We start from the raw sequence: 15,602 nt of genomic DNA, 5'->3' as shown, positions 1-15,602 counted from the left end.
CCGATAAAAACTACCACCCTTTATTGCTCGTTTTGTGGGGTGTCCAGAGACTTTAAGGAATCGGAAGCGATGAAGGCCCCCATGTTGAGGCGGCCAGCGGCCTCAGAGATGGTGGCCGAGGCGCCGCAGCGGGTGAAGACGCCTGCGAAGCGCCCGCCAAAGAGGTAGAGGCCTTCCATAAAGTGAGCCTTGATGCGTCCGGAGGCCTGGGTGCCGTCGCCCGCTGCCACCGATCCCACGATGACCTCGCCTTCATACTGAGGTGCATAGGCCTGGATAACGGCCCCTGAGGCAGCGCCGTCACGCAGCGCGTCTTTCCACGCCACCTCACTCACGTCGAGGCCAGCGACAACCCCTTGGCCGTTGTAGCCCTCGGCAGGCTTTAAGATCCAGGCATCCTTGTCGGCGAAGGTGGAGAGGTCGCAATCTTTGGCAAGGATCTGGGTGTAGGGCACGTGTCCTTGGACAAAGGCAAGCTCCGGGGCGTCCAAGACTTTAGAGGCCAGCGGCGAGTGCAGATAGGCGAAGACCGTCTTGGTGGCGCAGGGCCAGGTGCGAAAACCACCCACCACGCATGCCAGGCCCTCCTCGGCTGCCAAAGCCAAGGCATCGGCGCCGTCACAGGGCTTCTCCATCATCTCCGAAAGCACTGCCCGGCGCCACACCAGGTCGATGGGTCCTTGGTCGTCTTTGAGACGCCAATGGCCCCCCACCTCGTCGAGCGCCAAGGACCGCAGGTCTGCGATGCGCGCTGAGACCCCCAGCTCCGAGAAGATCTCACAGAAGTCTTGGGCTTCGTCTACAGACAGCGACTCGGTATAGTCCACGATGGCAAGGGTGGGTTTCTCGGCAGGATAAGGCTCTTGACCTGCCTTTTCCCAGGAAGCGTAGCAGTCAAGGATCTCGCGGGCGCAAAGCGCTCTCACAGATTCCGGCGCGCGAAGAGGCGCCTCTTTCGAGAGTTCTTTAAAAGTTTCGCTCTTTTGGATAGCGGCGGTCACCTGGTCTGTGGCGGTCATGCCGGCAGAGCCGTCGGTGTTGAGCTCACAGAACCAATAGGCCCCGGTGTCCTCGTTCAAGAAGATGTCCACCCGCGCCAGAGGGATCTCGCACTCATAACCTGGGTCGATGCGGCAAAGCTCGTCCACCTGGGCCGGCAGGGCGAAAAAGTCGCGCACCTCTTGAGAGTCCCGGTAGGCTCGCGTGACCTTGGTCATGATGGAGCCCATGGTCTCCGCAGCCTCCCGGAGCACCTCCCAGCCGGCCTCGCTGTAGATCTTGGGAGTAAACGCCCAGCTCAGAGGCTCATGATGATAGAGACCGTGGGTGGTGGCCAGATAGGCTTTGCCGGCTGCACGGCCCTCCTCGTCATCAGCTGGCAGCTGAGACGCCAGCTGGTTGAACCGCGCCTCCAAATCGCGCCCCTGACGCACGGCCGCTTGGCGTTCAGCTGGCGTGAGCCGAGAAAAGCCTGCCTTTTGAGCGGCAGCCGGCTGGGACGGCTCTGACGTGTGGGTGACAGGGGTCTCAGGCTCTGGAGAGGCTGCCGGGTGAGAGGGCACGGGCTTCTCGGCAGCTGGCACCTCAAGCTCCGGGGCAGTCACAGGTGCAGGGGAAGCCGCAGGCTGCGAAGGCCCGCTCGTCTGGGCGGCAGCGTCGCTCAGCACGGGAGCCGGGGCGATGGGATCTAGGTGCCGGACAGGGGCTGCCGGTGCCAGGGCCGCAAAGTCCAGAGGCTCCATGCCGGTGGTGTCGATGGAATCTACCTCTTCGGGCGGTGCTGAGCAGCCGCGCCCCTGGCCGGCCTTCTCTTGGAGGGCCTCGCGAATCTTGGCATGGCGGCGCGCCTCGCGAGCAGCCACCGTGTCGATAGGCGGCTCGCCGTCGAGCACGCGTCCGCATCGAAGGCCCATAAGGCGGCCACCGCGGCGAGAGGGATGGTCGGCGTCGGCAAAGTAGCGATCGCGGTTTTCCAGCAGCACCGAGCCGTCCTGAAAGCGCATGTTTGGGTAGCGCCCACAGGCCTCCTGGATAAACTCTGGAATCAGATCGTAGGCAGCTCCCTTGGCAGTGGGATAGGCCTCCTCGTCATGGGGCGTGGGACTGGCCACCACTATTGGGGTCTCTGGCCAGAGCTGGGCGATGCGGTGAAAATAGGAAGCGATTTCACGTTTGACTACCGCAGGGTTCCAGCGCTCGAAGCGGTAGTTAGCTCCCAACCCCACCCACACATGGGCCGGCGTGGGCAGCCGCTGCAGGCCCTCGAGGGCGCTCGGCTGAAAGACCTGACCACCCACACCTTGGTTTACCAGGTCTAAAGATCGCTCTTGGGCAACGATGGAGGGCCACGCACAGGCAGGGTCATCCACCAAAAAGCCCTGGGAAATAGAGTCTCCCAATACCAGCAAGAGGGGCTTGGGCGCCACTGGGGACAGGTAGGTGCCGTCACAGGATAGGTTCTTGATCTTGCAACCTCTGAGCATGGGTAGCCAGAAGGTCACCTGCCTGGGCTCCTCCATGCCCGGAAGCACGGGGTCGCGCTGGCTATCCTCCACTTCTACCACCAGCTCCACCGGTTCGTTCCCGGGCATCTGGGGAGGCAGATGAAGCCCGTCTGCCGTCACCGAGATGCCATCGTGGGACAGAGAGGAAGGTCCGCCGTCTGCCAGCCTGATCTGCGCTGTGGTGCCCTGGGGTTCAGGGTCCACCTGGAGCTCCAGCGCCACCCGTTGGGCGTCGGTCAAGCACTCTACGGTAATGCCCGCGCAGGTGAGGCCCATGGCATGGTACAAACCTGGATGCCAGGCCATGCAACTGGAGAGGGCGCGCAGCTGCTGCGGATAAAACCTCAGCGGCCGCACCCAGCCATCGGGTTCCTGCTCAAAGGTCACCGCGCCATGGACAAAGGCGGCCGCCCCTTGAGAGTGCGACCAGGAGGCATCGATCGTCTGCCAGAAGCTCTGGGTCATAGAGATCCCATCGACGGTAATCTATCGTTCTTGAGGCGCCCCACGGGCTCTTTGGAGCACCAGCCAGGAGCATCCCTGCATCTAGCCATTGTCGCATAACGGCAAAGCCAAGCCCCCTCTGGGTAAAAAGCCAAGCAACCGGGCAACAAGCCTGAGGCGATGGCGCGGGTTTCTCGGCAAGGTGGCTACAAAGCCCTGACCTCAATGCTTGAGCATCCTGGTGAGCAAGGCACACGCGGGGCAAGGAGCGCATTTGTGGACGTAGTCATCAGGCTCTTTCTGGTGCTAGGAACCCTCTATGTAGTGGGCGACATCATGTACAGCCAGAGCGGCCCTAGGGCTCACTGGCGCATCTTTCGCGTGGTCATGGAGTTTTGCCTCATCATGGTGGCCAACGCCCTTATCATGACCGGACTGGTCTCTATATTCTATGTACTAGAGCGGGTGTGCGCCCAGCTGTTTCCTGGGTTTGACCTCTACCTTACAGAGTCTGGCAAGATCAGCGGCTCAAACATCATGGTGCTCATCTTTGTGCTGGTGTTTCTTACGGCCTTCATCCAGCTGTTTTTGCGCAAGCGCATGGAGGGTCATTGGTTGTGGCTCTCCATGAACGACGAAGAATACCAGATTTTTGAGTACTTTATCCAGTGGACCACCATTTTTTGCGTGGTCTACCAGTGCTTCTTTGACGGCTTTGCCACCTTGGCCCAATGGAGCGGCGCCACCAGCGCCCAGGAGGTCTTCCAGATTGCCCTCTCGCCCAACAATCTCAACCTGGTGATCCAGCCTCTGCTCATCTCTAGCTGGATCCTGGTGGTGCTGGAGCGCACCAGCTCAGAGCGCCACAGCGACTCCTAGCCGTTAAAACGTTGTGCGCAGTCCTGTGAGCGGCACCCTCTTTGTACTGCTCCCCTAGCGCCTCTTCTTTTTGGGTGGCACATAGGTGCGCTGGGGCTTTACCAGCCTGGGGCGGTAGGCGGCGATGGCCGCCAGCACCTCGTCCTCTGTATAGGAGCCCGGAAGGCCGGCCACCCTGATCTCCACCAGTGGCAAGTGCTGCTCTAAGCGCGAGGTCATGGAGGCAGCGGCGCCTTCTGGAGCTCGCTTAATGAAGTCCTCGGGATCTTTGAGATCCACCACCAGGTAGTAGCCCTGGCGCACCTTCCAGCGATAGGCCGCCTTGATGTCGTCCCAGGAAATGAGGCCGGCGCCAAAGGTGGAAGAGGTGTTGTCGGTGATGCCGCGCTCATCCACCTCTAAGGCATAGGTGTGCTCTGGCCTCATCTTGAGCGAGATGAGCACCGTAGCCGTACCCACTGCCACGCCTACCAGCGAGGCCCACGTGCGCCAGGGAGCGGCATCGTAGGCGCCCAAGCTGGTCACAAAGATGACGAGCGAAAGCACTGCGATTCCCACGCCTATGACAATGAAGAGATTCTCCCGAGTCTTGTCTTGGGGAATGCGCAGGGGTTCTGGGGCAACGGTCGTCTTTGGGGTGGTGGACATGGGGCTCCTTGGAGTGATGGCTATAAATCACGCAGCGTGCTTGCATGCAGGCGGGTTTCTTTTTCAAGTATAAGAGAACGCGTAAGCTGTGTCCCCCGTTTGGCCTGAGACGCGCCCGCCCTAGGCACCCCGATGCCTGTTTGTTGACAGTTTTAACCTCAACACAGCCCCTTCAGACAAATTTGCCTACTATCCGCTAGCCAACTTATCCCTCAATGAGCTGGGATTATGGGACTTATTGCGAGAGAGGGGCGATTTGGTATGCCCGCCCTCAGGCCCTGCGTATAATAACCTCAGGGAAATTCATCCGCCTACATCCCAAGGAGATTGACCATGAGCGATTTTGTTAAGGCTTCCCAGGTCTTTGTAGACAATCCTGCCGCCAGCCGCGAAGAGGTGCTGCAGCTGTTGAGCGATGAGGCCGTGGCTCTGGGCATGGCCGAGGACGCCGCCGCCGTGCGCGCCGCCTATGACGCCCGCGAAGAGATGGGCGCCACCGGCATGCAGGACGGCTTTGCCATCCCCCATGCCAAGAGCGACGCCATCAAGGACGCCGGCGTCATCGTGGTGAAGCTGCAGGAGCCCGTCGAGTGGCCTTCCTTTGATGACAAGCCCGTAGACATCGTCATCTCCCTGCTCGTGCCCGACGGCGAGGCTGGCACCACCCACATCAAGCTGCTGTCCAACGTGGCTGTCATGCTTATGCGCGAGGAGTTCCGCGACGCCATGCGCGCCACCAACGACGCCCAGGCCATCGCAGATCTCATCAACTCCAACCTGGATGAGTAACTGCTAATCTGCGCTCCCCGCTTTGCACGCCGCCTGAGGGCCTAGGGCTCCCAGGCGGTTTTCTTTTACCTATGCAATAGACGATCTCATTTAGCGGGCGTTCTTATAGACTTCGTAGCGATAGGCGATGCCCTGAGGGGTCTCTTGAAGCGGCCCCTCTACTGAGCGATACCAACCGGGCAACTCGTCTAGGTTAGGAAAGTACGTGTCCGCACCGGGGAGATCCATCTCATGGCGGGTTACCATGACCTCGGTGCAGTAGGGCAAGAAGGCGCGATAGACGCTTTCGCCGCCAATAACCCACACGGAAGGATCATGCGCCACCAGCGTGAGCACCTGGCTTATGCCATGGGCCACCTCGACGCCTTCGCGCTCAAAGCCGTCATCGCGGGTGAGCACGATGTTGCGACGGCCGGGCAGCGCCCGCCCTCCCGGCAGCGTATCCAAAGTCTTTCGACCCATGACCACAGTGGAGCCCAATGTGAGTTCTTTGAACCGTTTGAGGTCTTCGCTATTGCGGCACGGGAGTTGGCCCTGCTTTCCTATGGCCCAGGGGCCGGCAATAGATACGATGGCGCGAAGCGGCGGCATAGCCTGATGTCTCCTGTTCAAAAGCTGGCACGTGCGGGCGATGCATAGGGGAATTCCTTGAGCTACCCTGCCCCAAGACCCTTAAAGGGCGATAGGGATATTTTTAACCTGCGGGCCATGCTGATAGTCTTCCACAATCAAATCGTCAGTGGAAAAATCGTAAAAATTTGTAATCTCCGGGTTCAGGGAGACCTTGGGGGCGTCAAACTGCGGACGACTAATAAGCTCTTTTACCACATCCACGTGGCGATCGTAGATGTGCGCATCTGCGATGACGTGCACGAGCTCGCCGGGAACCATGCCAGAAACCTGGGCCACCATCATAAGCAGCAACGCATATTGAGCCACGTTCCAGTTGTTGGCGGCCAAAATGTCTTGGCTGCGCTGGTTTAAGACCATGTTAAGGGTGAAGGGCTTATCGGCAGCAGTGCGGGTCACATTGTAGGTCACCGAGTGGGCGCAGGGATAGAGCGCCATCTCGGGCAGCTCGTCAAAGGCGTAGAGACCGGTCATAATGCGGCGGGAAAAGGGCGTGTGCGAAAGGTCGTAGAGGACCTTGTCCATCTGGTCGAAGTCCCCCTCGGGGTAGTGGGTCACACGGCCCACCTGATAGCCGTAGGCCTTGCCAATGGAGCCGGTCTCGTCGGCCCAGGCATCCCAAATGTGGGAGTGCAGGTCGTGGATGTTGTTGGACTTCTTTTGGTAGATCCACAGGATCTCGTCCATGGCGCTCTTGAGGGCGGTGCGGCGCAGCGTGATGGCCGGGAACTCTTTTTGCAGGTCGTAGCGGTTGACCACGCCAAAACGTTTGATGGTGTATGCGGGAGACCCATCCTCCCAGCGAGTGCGCACCTCTTCGCCAGCGTTGGTTGTGCCGTTGTCGATGACGTCTTGGCACATGGCGCAAAACAGCCTGTCGGCGTGGCTCATATCCGCCTCCTTGAAAGGTAGGCGCGACTCCTGAGAGCCGCGCCTTTTGTGTGGCAGCTAAGTGTAGTAAAGCTTGATGCTAAGACGCAGACGAATCGGCCAGCGCCTCTAAAAAGTCATCGGCCGCATCGTTGTTGGGGTTTTCCGCGCTCTCGGCCAAAAGGTCGCGCCAGTCGCCCTCGGAGATCTCATCGCCCTCGAGCAACGCCTGCAGTGCGTGAGCTGCGGTTTCCCAGCGGCCCTGGCAGGCTGTGACGCCCTGCGAGAGCTCGGCTTTCACTGAGGAGGACACATCACCGGGCACTTCCAGTGCCTCGATTTGGCGAGCGGCGTCCTTGGCTGCCGCCACCGCGCTCCCCAGATCTTGCGAGGGGTCGCCGTTGGCATCCAACGTGGCCAGCGCCGTGCGCACCAGAGAGGTGACCTGTTCGTTGGCCGCGTTGTCCATAGAACAGACCTTCTTCACGTAATCGCGCACCGAGGTCTGCGCCCCCGCATAGTCAGAAGCCCCCACATAGAGGTCCAGCGACTCATCGCAATAGCCCAGGTAAAGCTCTAGCCCCTCCTGCAGCTCGATAGGGTTTTGAGCACCCCAGCCAGCGTTGGGCCAGCTGTCGTCATCATCTAAGTAGCCGCCCAGGTCATCCAGCTCAAAATCGTCCCAGCCCTGGCCATAGCCGTTGTAGCCGTAGTCGTCGTAGCCATAGTCATACATGTAGGACGCTGCAGCGATGAGGCTCGAGACACAGCTCGACATGGCGAGGCAAAGCACCACCACCGCAATAGCCCCGCCGATAAGGACGCCCCAAGTGGCTGTGGTGGCGTGGTTGTTCGCATGATCAGTGGTGGCCGAGGCAGACTCCACCACAGGCTCTTGGATCGCCACCTGTTGGTATTGAGGCTGTTGCCAAGCCTGCTGCTGATAGCCCGCCTGTGCTGCGCCCTGTGGCTGCTGAAAGCCCGCTTGCTGGTGGTTTTGCTGCGGGGTGGCCTGAGATGGCGAAGCTGTGCCTTGAGGCTGGCCGGCGCCAAAGGGCCGAGTGCTGCTCTGAGGTTGCGAGGCAGCAGGCTGTGGCTCGCTGCGTGAGACAGGCTGGTTCGCGCCTTGGGCCTGGCGCCAGTAATCCTGATAGCGCTTGTCTTCAGACTGCTGGTCCATGGGATACCTCTCTTTTGTGAAACGCGCGTCCGGGCGCACTCGCAGGCCAAAACAGGAGAGCCGCTGTTCTACAAGCAGTGTAACCTATCGATCTGGCAACGGAGCCTTGCCCGATGGCCAGGAGCCTAGTGATCGCCTCGCAAATCGCGCCAATAGGTGGCTACCAAAGACATGAGCTGAGCATCTGCCGGAAGCCATTGAACCTCTACCAGCTCTTGGCGGCTAAGCCAGCGAAGCTCCGAGTGCTCTGTCGCCTGTGGCTCAGAACCCGACGCCAGCTCGCAGGCAAAGACCTCCATAGACAGATGGAAGTCTGGATAGTCATAGCTCACATGATCGAGGGGCCACAGGGTCGAGAGCTCACAGCGAAGTTCTTCTTCCACCTCGCGGCGGCAGGCCTTCTCGGCAGACTCACCCGACTCGATCTTTCCACCCGGGAGCTCGTAGAGCCCTGCAAAAGGCCCTGAGGCCACCTGGCATGCCAGCACGGTGTCGTCGCGCCAGATGAGTGCAGCTGCTACCTTCACAGTGTCCATGAGATCCCCTTTGTCCAAACAATGCTCAAGCGTTTGTAAGTGTACCCTTGCTCCGCGGCTGCCGACACCCTTACCATGCGCCTGGGACACAGAATAGGTGCCCCTCTAGCTCGACATTTGAAATAACGGCCTTAAACTGTCAGCATTGATGTGCATCACAGCGGCTGCCACCTGCGGCCCTCGCGCTGACCACTACCATTTGCAGGGGAGACCTCATGGCGACCTACGTGCTTTCCGACATCCACGGTCATCGCGCGGCTTTTGAGAAGGCTCTCGCCCTCATCGAGCCAGATGAGAATGATCGCATCTACCTGCTGGGCGATATGGTGGACCGCGGCCCAGATCCCGTGGGCGTCATGCGCCTCGCCCACAACAACCCTTATATGACGGTGCTCAAGGGCAACCACGAAGCCATGATGCTCGACTGTCTGGACAATCCCGAGGACACGCTGCAGTGGGGCACTTGGGTGCTCAACGGCGGCGAGACCACCGCCCAAGGCCTCATGGACATGGTGCCCGACGCCATGGACCATCTGGTCAAATGGGTGCGCGGCCTGCCTCTCTATGAGGTGGTGGAGATAGACGGCAAGCTCTTCTTGCTTACCCATGCCGGCATCAAACCCGTTGCTCCCGAGCGGCAAAAAGACCGATGGACCGCTTTTGACCTGGAGGATCTGGCTAAATCCCAAGATCCGGAGGACTTGCTATGGATCCGAGAGGAGTTTTGGAACCATCCCACCGGTCTCAAAAACGATCAAGGCGAGGGTCCCCTGGTGGTAAGCGGCCACACTCCCACAAGTTACCTGCCTCACTTTGCCGAGCAGGTGGATGCCCGCTGCTATGACGAGAATGGCCACGCCATCATGGTGGAGATGGGCGCCACCCCTGAGACCGGTCACGTGGCCGATAAGATCGATATCGACTGCGCTGCCGCCGGCGGGTATCCTGCAGGTCAAATTGGCGTGCTGCGTCTAGACGACGGGTTCAAGTTCTACATGCCCATCGAAGAGGGCGAATAGCGCCTCCTACAAAAGGCAGCACTCGCCCATCCTGTGTCCTTGGTAGAGATCTGCCAAGGTAAATCTACCTAAGTATTCAGCGATGACCCCGTTGAGCCCCTCCCAGAGCGGCAGCGTCTGGCATTGATCCTTTCGAGGGCATTGGTTGGTTTTCGAGGCCAGGCATGCCACGGGCACCAATGGGCCTTCCATGACCTCGAGAATAGCCTTTACCTCATAGTCTTTGGGAGCACGGCTGAGCCTGTAACCTCCGCCCTTGCCCCTAAGCGCACGCAAATATCGCGCCTTCACCAGCTCTTTGACCACTATCTCCAGGTACTTCTCTGAGATCTGTTGGCGCGAAGCGACGTCTTTAAGGGGCACATAGCCCTCGTCTTGATGCTGAGCCACATCCGCCATGAATCTAAGGGCATACCTGCCTTTAGTGGAAATCATCATTCTAACCTCCTATATCCCTACTTTACCACAAGGTTAATGGCTACAAAGCCTGCCGGAGTAACAACCTACTGTCATAGTAGGTTTATAGGCGAATTGCGGGCAACTTCCTAGGGAGATGGTCTTATATGTGTGCCTATAAATTCGAGACCCTTCAGTTGCATGTGGGCCAAGAGCAGCCGGACCCTGCCACCGATGCCAGAGCAGTGCCTATCTATCAAACGACTTCCTATGTGTTCCGCAACTCAGCCCATGCAGCCGACCGCTTTGGGCTGGCAGATGCCGGAAACTTCTATGGAAGGCTCACCAATTCCACCCAAGAGGTCTTTGAGAAGCGCATCGCTGCGCTTGAAGGCGGCGTAGCAGCCCTTGCACTCGCCTCGGGAGCAGCAGCCATCACCTACACGATTTTGGCCTTGGCGCAGGTCGGCGACCATATCGTGGCCCAAAAGACCATCTACGGCGGCAGCTACAACCTTCTTGCCCATACGCTGCCCCACTATGGCATCGAGACCACATTCGTAGACGCCCACAACCTCCAAGAGCTTGAGGCGGCCATCCAACCCAACACCAAGGCCGTGTATCTGGAGACCTTGGGCAATCCCAACAGCGACATCCCCGATCTGGACGCCATCGCGAAAAACGCCCATGCCCATGGAGTGCCCCTAGTAGTGGACAATACCTTTGGCACCCCCTACCTCATTCGCCCCATCGAGCACGGGGCAGACATCGTGGTGCATTCGGCCACTAAATTCATAGGAGGCCATGGAACCACCCTGGGCGGCGTCATTGTGGACAGCGGCAACTTTGATTGGGCCGCCTCAGGCAACTACGGCCCCATCGCAGACCCTAATCCCAGCTACCATGGCATCTCTTTTGTAGATGCCGCTGGCAAGGCAGCCTTCGCCACCTACGTACGCGCCATTCTCTTGCGCGACACCGGGGCGACGCTCTCCCCCTTTGCTGCCTTTTTGCTGCTACAAGGCACAGAGACGCTCTCGCTCCGCGTAGAGCGCCACGCCCAAAACACCCAGCAGGTGGTCCAGTATCTGGCCAACCACCCTCAGGTGGAGAAGGTCAACCACCCCAGCCTCCCTTCCCATCCGGACCACGAGCTCTATGAGCGCTACTTCTCCCAGGGCGGAGCCTCCATCTTCACCTTTGACATCAAAGGCGGCCAAAAGGAGGCCCATGCGTTCATCGACAACCTTGAGATCTTCTCCCTTTTGGCCAACGTGGCCGACGTGAAGTCTCTGGTGATCCATCCTGCCACCACCACTCATGCACAGCTCTCGCCAGAGGAGCTGGCAGATCAGGGCATCAAGCCCACCACCATTCGCCTGTCTATTGGCACCGAACATATCGACGACATCATCGCCGACCTCGACCGAGGCTTTGCTGCAGCCCAAGCTCAAACGGCTCAGCGCTAAGAAAGGAAACCTCTCATGTCTTCTGTCTACACTTCTGCAAGCCAGCTTATTGGCCATACGCCGCTGTTGGAACTCACCCACATAGAAGAAGAGACCAAGACTCCCGCGCGCATTCTGGCCAAGCTGGAGTACTTCAACCCCGCAGGGTCGGTGAAGGATCGCATCGCCCAGGCGATGATCGACAAGGCCGAGAAAGACGGCCTCCTTGTCCCCGGCTCCACCATCATCGAACCCACTTCTGGAAACACTGGCATCGGGCTTGCCTCAGTGGCGACAGCCCGTGGGTATCGCGTCATCATCACCATGCCAGAGACCATGAGTGTCGAGCGTCGCCAGCTGATGAAGGCCTACGGCGCCCAGCTGGTGCTCACCCCAGGTTCCGAAGGCATGAAAGGCGCTATCGCCAAGGCCCGCGAACTAGCCCAAGAGATACCCCATAGCTTTGTGCCAGGCCAGTTTGAAAACCCAGCCAACCCTGCGGCGCACTATGAAGGCACCGGGCCCGAGATCTGGGAAGACACCGATGGCCAAGTAGACATCTTTGTCGCTGGCGTGGGCACCGGTGGCACCATCACCGGGGTGGGACAGTATTTGAAAGAGCAAAATCCCCAAGTGCAGGTGGTGGCAGTAGAGCCAGAGGACTCCCCCGTGCTGAGCCAAGGCCATGCTGGATCCCACAAAATCCAGGGCATTGGCGCCGGTTTTGTGCCAAAGGTACTCGACACCCAGGTTTACGACGAAGTCGTCCCTGTCTCCAACGACGACGCCTTCGCCGCAGGCAAGCTCCTAGGGCACACTGAGGGCATCTTGGTGGGTATCTCCTCTGGAGCCGCCCTGGCCGCAGCCTTGCAAGTAGCCCAAAGGCCAGAAAACGCAGGAAAGACCATCGTGGTGCTCTTCCCCGATACCGGCGACCGTTACCTGTCGACCCCCCTGTTCGCCGAGGAAGATTAAACCTTCCTGCCCTGACTTTCCATAGCAAAGGGACCGCCTCGATGAGGAGGCGGTCCCTTATTTCATCACTCTCTTTCCGAGTTAAAGAAGAAAGCGACTTACCAGCTTACCTTAGAAACGCGCTCAAATCGACACCTATCTAAGAGTGAGGCATGAGAGGCTGCCCGCGGTGACGCGGGTTTCTCGGCAGGAAAGACTACTCAGCAGCGTACATGTCGGCGGGATTCTGGCCGGCGAAGAGCACCTCGGAGATCTGCTGGCTGCTCAGGGGCGCCCAGTCGTCGCCGCTCTTGGTGAAGGTGACGGTCACGGGGTTGGTGACCGTGGAGACGCTGTCTGCATCCAACTCTTCCTGAAGCATGGAGAAGAGCTTCTTCATGACGCCCTCTTGGTCGTTGTTGGCAATGAGCTCCTGAGCCTCGGCCGAAGACGCCCACTCCAAGAACTTGGGCTGCAGCGAGCTGCCCAGGGCGGCAAAATCGATGTTGGTGGCGTCGACCACCACGTTGGCCTCGTCGCCATCCACGGTAACCTGATTGATCTTGTAATCAAAGTGTTTGGTGAGACTCTTGCCTAAAGCCACAGCGTCGATGCCGTAGGACTCGAAGGTCGAAGCGGTCTCGGTGCCCATGTACTGCTCGAAGTCTTCCTGGGAAAGATCGGGATTCTTAAGCTGATCAAGATAGGAGGTAGCGGCCTTGCGCACGGCATCCTCGGGCGAAGCGCAACCGGTAAGCATGGGTGCGCACACCACCAGGGCCAACGCGCACATAAGAAGGCCCAGCCAGAACTTGCGGGGTTTGGGGGCAGCTGTACAGGTATTCACAGAACAGCTCCTTTCATGCAAATGTCTCATCTCTCTCATCACAACAGATCCATAAGTGTGACGGATTCAGCTTAGCAAAAGGAACCTTTAAAGCCCATCACAACTCCCCTTTTCGTGCGCCTTTTCTTAGCCCAACGGCCGCCTAGGCAAAGTTTTTAAATAGTTCTTCACCTCGTCGGATATCTTGTGACTCTCCCGTGCTTTTTGAATGGCCGCTCGACGAGTCCACTCATCGACCAATCCCGATGGCTCCAGATACGGAATCGTTGTTTCCGGCTGCGCCGCCAGCGCCTCTGCCAACAACCATGCCCGAGCTTTATCCACGTAGTAGGCCTCCGAGCCCGTCTCAGGCACATCCGGCGCCCCCGACAACCGCGTAACAGCCACATATCCCAGCACCCGACCACAGGAGCGCTCGCCCAAAAAATAGCGCATGAGTACCCTGAGCCCAAAGCGCATCACATAACACTGGTCGCTTGTGCACCAACGAGCCAACGGCTCTGCCAGCTCCTGCTCATGGCCCGAGAAAGGCCCCAGCGGAATCTGGTCGCATACCGCCCAGTTGTCCACATAGGGCAGCAAGCGCTCCACTGCGGCAAGCGCCTCCTCATAGCTGCCCAGAAACCCCACCGCCAAGGCTTGTACCAGACTCTCCTCGAAGTAAGCATGGGGTAGCTGGGAGAGAAAGCTCCGGGCATCTGAGCGGCTCACAAGGTCTTTGGCAATGCGCCTCAGCTCTGATGTGGGCACACCCACAATGGTTGCCGCATCCAGGGTGGGCAGCAGTTTTTGATTAAAGGCCTTGAGGGAGGGCTTTCGAGCTTGGGCGAGAGAGCGGGCCACAAACTCGGACGCAGTATCCTCAGGGAAGCCGTCCAGTTTGGCCACCAGCACGTCTTCCAGCGGCCTGTGGGCGGCCATCGCCAACAGCCGATCTTTTTGCGTATGAGAGAGCTTTTTGAAGTGAGCTTCTGCGCTGAGTGCGCGCCCTTTGGTATAGAAACGCGCCTGAGCCACCAAGCGCAGAGGCCTATGCGCTTGGGTGTAGCGAGCTCCTTGCCCCTTCTTGTGGGCAGCCAGGCGCGCTTCAACATCAGGCGAGTATCCGGTGTAGAGGCTTCCATCCTCGCATTCCAGCACATACATGTAATGGGCAAAGGGTTCTGCCATAAAAATGCTCCTTTAAGGGTCTGGAACACTGCTCCTTTAAAGATCGGGGCTCCCATTTAAGATAGGTGCTCAGCGCAGTTTGCCTAGCGGGGTATACGCCAATCTGCTCACGAGCACACTCATGGCCCTCGTACGACACATCGTACGAGGGCCACGGATACCTTTATGTGCAGACTGCCCTCCGCACACTGCTTGTTTGGTATCAGAAGCGCAGCGTATGTCATGCGAATATGCGACGTGGTTGTTCGTCGCCCTGGGGCTTTGTAAAACCCGAGGGCGATCAAGCACTACATCGCATGATCCGCCCGCAACAAGCGCGCATCCCACCACCGGCACACTCCCCTGATGCCAAAAAGACCCAGGCACCCATACGGGATGCCTGGGTCTTGTACAAGCAGTCAAAGGCGCGGGCCTACCTGCATGTCATCCAAAGACTTTACCCCATGCCTTCTCATTAGGCTACTGGCAGCCTTAAGGCCTAGGACCTTGGATGCACGATTGCAGCCTGAGCAGCAATTACTGGTAATCCACCACGTCGATCCAGCTCATCATGAAGTCATAGTCCTTCTCGCGGCCACGGGACAGCTCGGCAGCGGCCACAATGGACAGCCAGTTGTGGACTACCTGACGAGGGGTATCGGACTTCTTGCAGTAGAGGTCCAGATACTTCTGGGCCAGCTCGTGATCCTCCATCTCAAACAACATGTAGCTGATAGCAGCGTCTGCAGCGGCCGAGCCCTGGGTTGCGTGGGCCCAGTCGCAGGCGTAGAGCTCGCCGTCGTCTCCCACGATGACGTTTGAGGGATTGAAGTCGCCGTGGCATACATCGACCTCGTTGGGCATGCCATCCAGGCGCATGTCCAGCTCGTAGCGGGTGGTAGCGTCCAGCACGTCGGTCAGAGACGCGATCATGCGGGAGTACTTGTCCTTCTGGCGCTGGAGCAAGGGGGCACGGTGAGCGTGGATGTCGATCTGGAAGTCCACAAACATCATGAGATACTTCTCGATCTTCTCAGGGTTCTCATCCATGAGCTCCTGGAGCGTCTTGCCCGGGATGCGAGTGGTGGTGAGGGCCCAAGAATCCTCGATCTTGGCTACCGACACAGGCTTGGGCGTGTTGATGCCAGCCTCGTTGGCGCGGGCCAGGTTCAGGGCCTCGTTGAAGACGTCAGAGACGGGCTTGGCCTCGTTGAAGACCTTGACGATGGTGTCGCCGTCTTGAAAAACCACCTTATTTACTCGCGAAACCAGCTCTTCCATGGTCCTTCCTCTCTCTTTTAGGTAGCGG

Annotated in this window: 15 protein-coding genes; 5 read left to right on the top strand and 10 right to left on the bottom strand. The window is 59.1% G+C overall.

The window, feature by feature from the left end:
* Positions 1 to 20 precede the first annotated feature (20 nt).
* Positions 21 to 2,969 (bottom strand): SGNH/GDSL hydrolase family protein, encoded by a 2,949-nt coding sequence (locus tag E5334_RS08140; RefSeq protein ID WP_136013094.1) that lies wholly within the window; start codon positions 2,967 to 2,969, stop codon positions 21 to 23.
* A gap of 255 nt (positions 2,970 to 3,224) precedes the next feature.
* On the opposite strand from E5334_RS08140, the gene E5334_RS08135 reads away from it, so the two are divergent.
* Positions 3,225 to 3,827, top strand: coding sequence for an SA1002 family membrane protein (locus E5334_RS08135; RefSeq protein WP_136013093.1), 603 nt, complete (start codon positions 3,225 to 3,227; stop codon positions 3,825 to 3,827).
* Positions 3,828 to 3,881: 54 nt separating this feature from the next.
* Here the strand turns inward: E5334_RS08135 and E5334_RS08130 are convergent, their stop codons facing one another.
* Positions 3,882 to 4,475, bottom strand: coding sequence for an STM3941 family protein (locus tag E5334_RS08130; RefSeq protein WP_136013092.1), 594 nt, complete (start codon positions 4,473 to 4,475; stop codon positions 3,882 to 3,884).
* 333 nt (positions 4,476 to 4,808) lie between these two features.
* On the opposite strand from E5334_RS08130, the gene E5334_RS08125 reads away from it, so the two are divergent.
* Complete coding sequence (locus E5334_RS08125) at positions 4,809 to 5,264, top strand: PTS sugar transporter subunit IIA (protein ID WP_136013091.1); 456 nt, start codon at positions 4,809 to 4,811, stop codon at positions 5,262 to 5,264.
* A 90-nt stretch (positions 5,265 to 5,354) separates the two neighbouring features.
* Here the strand turns inward: E5334_RS08125 and E5334_RS08120 are convergent, their stop codons facing one another.
* The 4 genes from E5334_RS08120 to E5334_RS08105 all read right to left on the bottom strand — a co-directional run bounded on the left by E5334_RS08120 (position 5,355) and on the right by E5334_RS08105 (position 8,480).
* Positions 5,355 to 5,855: a dihydrofolate reductase gene (locus E5334_RS08120; protein ID WP_136013090.1), complete on the bottom strand. Its 501-nt coding sequence runs from the start codon at positions 5,853 to 5,855 to the stop codon at positions 5,355 to 5,357.
* An 81-nt stretch (positions 5,856 to 5,936) separates the two neighbouring features.
* A complete protein-coding gene (gene thyA / locus E5334_RS08115; protein ID WP_136013089.1) occupies positions 5,937 to 6,785 on the bottom strand; it encodes a thymidylate synthase in 849 nt (282 codons plus the stop codon).
* 79 nt (positions 6,786 to 6,864) lie between these two features.
* Entirely contained in the window at positions 6,865 to 7,944 is a 1,080-nt protein-coding gene (locus tag E5334_RS08110; RefSeq protein WP_136013088.1) for a hypothetical protein, read from the bottom strand.
* 125 nt (positions 7,945 to 8,069) lie between these two features.
* A complete protein-coding gene (locus E5334_RS08105) occupies positions 8,070 to 8,480 on the bottom strand; it encodes a (deoxy)nucleoside triphosphate pyrophosphohydrolase (protein WP_136013087.1) in 411 nt (136 codons plus the stop codon).
* Between the two features lie 215 nt (positions 8,481 to 8,695).
* Here E5334_RS08105 and E5334_RS08100 point away from each other — a divergent pair, with 215 nt between their 5' ends.
* The gene (locus tag E5334_RS08100) at positions 8,696 to 9,499 is read left to right on the top strand and encodes a metallophosphoesterase family protein (protein ID WP_136013086.1); all 804 of its coding nucleotides are present in this window, start codon (positions 8,696 to 8,698) and stop codon (positions 9,497 to 9,499) included.
* Between the two features lie 6 nt (positions 9,500 to 9,505).
* On the opposite strand, the gene E5334_RS08095 is transcribed toward E5334_RS08100, so the two are convergent.
* Positions 9,506 to 9,934, bottom strand: a complete 429-nt coding sequence (locus E5334_RS08095) for an RrF2 family transcriptional regulator (RefSeq protein WP_275438995.1) — start codon at positions 9,932 to 9,934, stop codon at positions 9,506 to 9,508.
* A gap of 128 nt (positions 9,935 to 10,062) precedes the next feature.
* On the opposite strand from E5334_RS08095, the gene E5334_RS08090 reads away from it, so the two are divergent.
* Together E5334_RS08090 and cysK are read left to right on the top strand one after the other, a co-directional pair.
* Positions 10,063 to 11,364, top strand: a complete 1,302-nt coding sequence (locus E5334_RS08090) for an O-acetylhomoserine aminocarboxypropyltransferase/cysteine synthase family protein (RefSeq protein WP_136013084.1) — start codon at positions 10,063 to 10,065, stop codon at positions 11,362 to 11,364.
* Between the two features lie 15 nt (positions 11,365 to 11,379).
* On the top strand, positions 11,380 to 12,318 hold the full coding sequence (gene cysK / locus E5334_RS08085; protein ID WP_136013083.1) for a cysteine synthase A: 939 nt from the start codon (positions 11,380 to 11,382) through the stop codon (positions 12,316 to 12,318).
* Positions 12,319 to 12,514: 196 nt separating this feature from the next.
* On the opposite strand, the gene E5334_RS08080 is transcribed toward cysK, so the two are convergent.
* The 3 genes from E5334_RS08080 to E5334_RS08070 form a co-directional block, all read right to left on the bottom strand.
* Positions 12,515 to 13,144, bottom strand: coding sequence for a hypothetical protein (locus E5334_RS08080; protein ID WP_136013082.1), 630 nt, complete (start codon positions 13,142 to 13,144; stop codon positions 12,515 to 12,517).
* Between the two features lie 126 nt (positions 13,145 to 13,270).
* The gene (locus tag E5334_RS08075; RefSeq protein ID WP_136013081.1) at positions 13,271 to 14,314 is read right to left on the bottom strand and encodes a GIY-YIG nuclease family protein; all 1,044 of its coding nucleotides are present in this window, start codon (positions 14,312 to 14,314) and stop codon (positions 13,271 to 13,273) included.
* Positions 14,315 to 14,830: 516 nt separating this feature from the next.
* On the bottom strand, positions 14,831 to 15,574 hold the full coding sequence (locus E5334_RS08070) for a phosphotransferase family protein (RefSeq protein ID WP_136013080.1): 744 nt from the start codon (positions 15,572 to 15,574) through the stop codon (positions 14,831 to 14,833).
* Between the last annotated feature and the right edge of the window lie 28 nt (positions 15,575 to 15,602).

This window comes from Muricaecibacterium torontonense, assembly GCF_004793925.1.
Classification (GTDB): Bacteria; Actinomycetota; Coriobacteriia; order Coriobacteriales; family Atopobiaceae; genus Leptogranulimonas; species Leptogranulimonas caecicola.
The sequence above is the reverse complement of the archived record's forward strand: the minus strand, read 5'-3'. Positions and strand labels throughout refer to the sequence as shown.

Bases quoted from the DNA above. Each gene is read 5' to 3' on its own strand.
- E5334_RS08140 (WP_136013094.1), bottom strand. From the start codon at position 2,969: ATGACCCAGAGCTTCTGGCAGACGATCGATGCCTCCTGGTCGCACTCT.
- E5334_RS08130 (WP_136013092.1), bottom strand. From the start codon at position 4,475: ATGTCCACCACCCCAAAGACGACCGTTGCCCCAGAACCCCTGCGCATT.
- E5334_RS08125 (WP_136013091.1), top strand. From the start codon at position 4,809: ATGAGCGATTTTGTTAAGGCTTCCCAGGTCTTTGTAGACAATCCTGCC.
- E5334_RS08120 (WP_136013090.1), bottom strand. From the start codon at position 5,855: ATGCCGCCGCTTCGCGCCATCGTATCTATTGCCGGCCCCTGGGCCATA.
- thyA (WP_136013089.1), bottom strand. From the start codon at position 6,785: ATGAGCCACGCCGACAGGCTGTTTTGCGCCATGTGCCAAGACGTCATC.
- E5334_RS08110 (WP_136013088.1), bottom strand. From the start codon at position 7,944: ATGGACCAGCAGTCTGAAGACAAGCGCTATCAGGATTACTGGCGCCAG.
- E5334_RS08105 (WP_136013087.1), bottom strand. From the start codon at position 8,480: ATGGACACTGTGAAGGTAGCAGCTGCACTCATCTGGCGCGACGACACC.
- E5334_RS08100 (WP_136013086.1), top strand. From the start codon at position 8,696: ATGGCGACCTACGTGCTTTCCGACATCCACGGTCATCGCGCGGCTTTT.
- E5334_RS08095 (WP_275438995.1), bottom strand. From the start codon at position 9,934: ATGATTTCCACTAAAGGCAGGTATGCCCTTAGATTCATGGCGGATGTG.
- E5334_RS08090 (WP_136013084.1), top strand. From the start codon at position 10,063: ATGTGTGCCTATAAATTCGAGACCCTTCAGTTGCATGTGGGCCAAGAG.
- cysK (WP_136013083.1), top strand. From the start codon at position 11,380: ATGTCTTCTGTCTACACTTCTGCAAGCCAGCTTATTGGCCATACGCCG.
- E5334_RS08075 (WP_136013081.1), bottom strand. From the start codon at position 14,314: ATGGCAGAACCCTTTGCCCATTACATGTATGTGCTGGAATGCGAGGAT.
- E5334_RS08070 (WP_136013080.1), bottom strand. From the start codon at position 15,574: ATGGAAGAGCTGGTTTCGCGAGTAAATAAGGTGGTTTTTCAAGACGGC.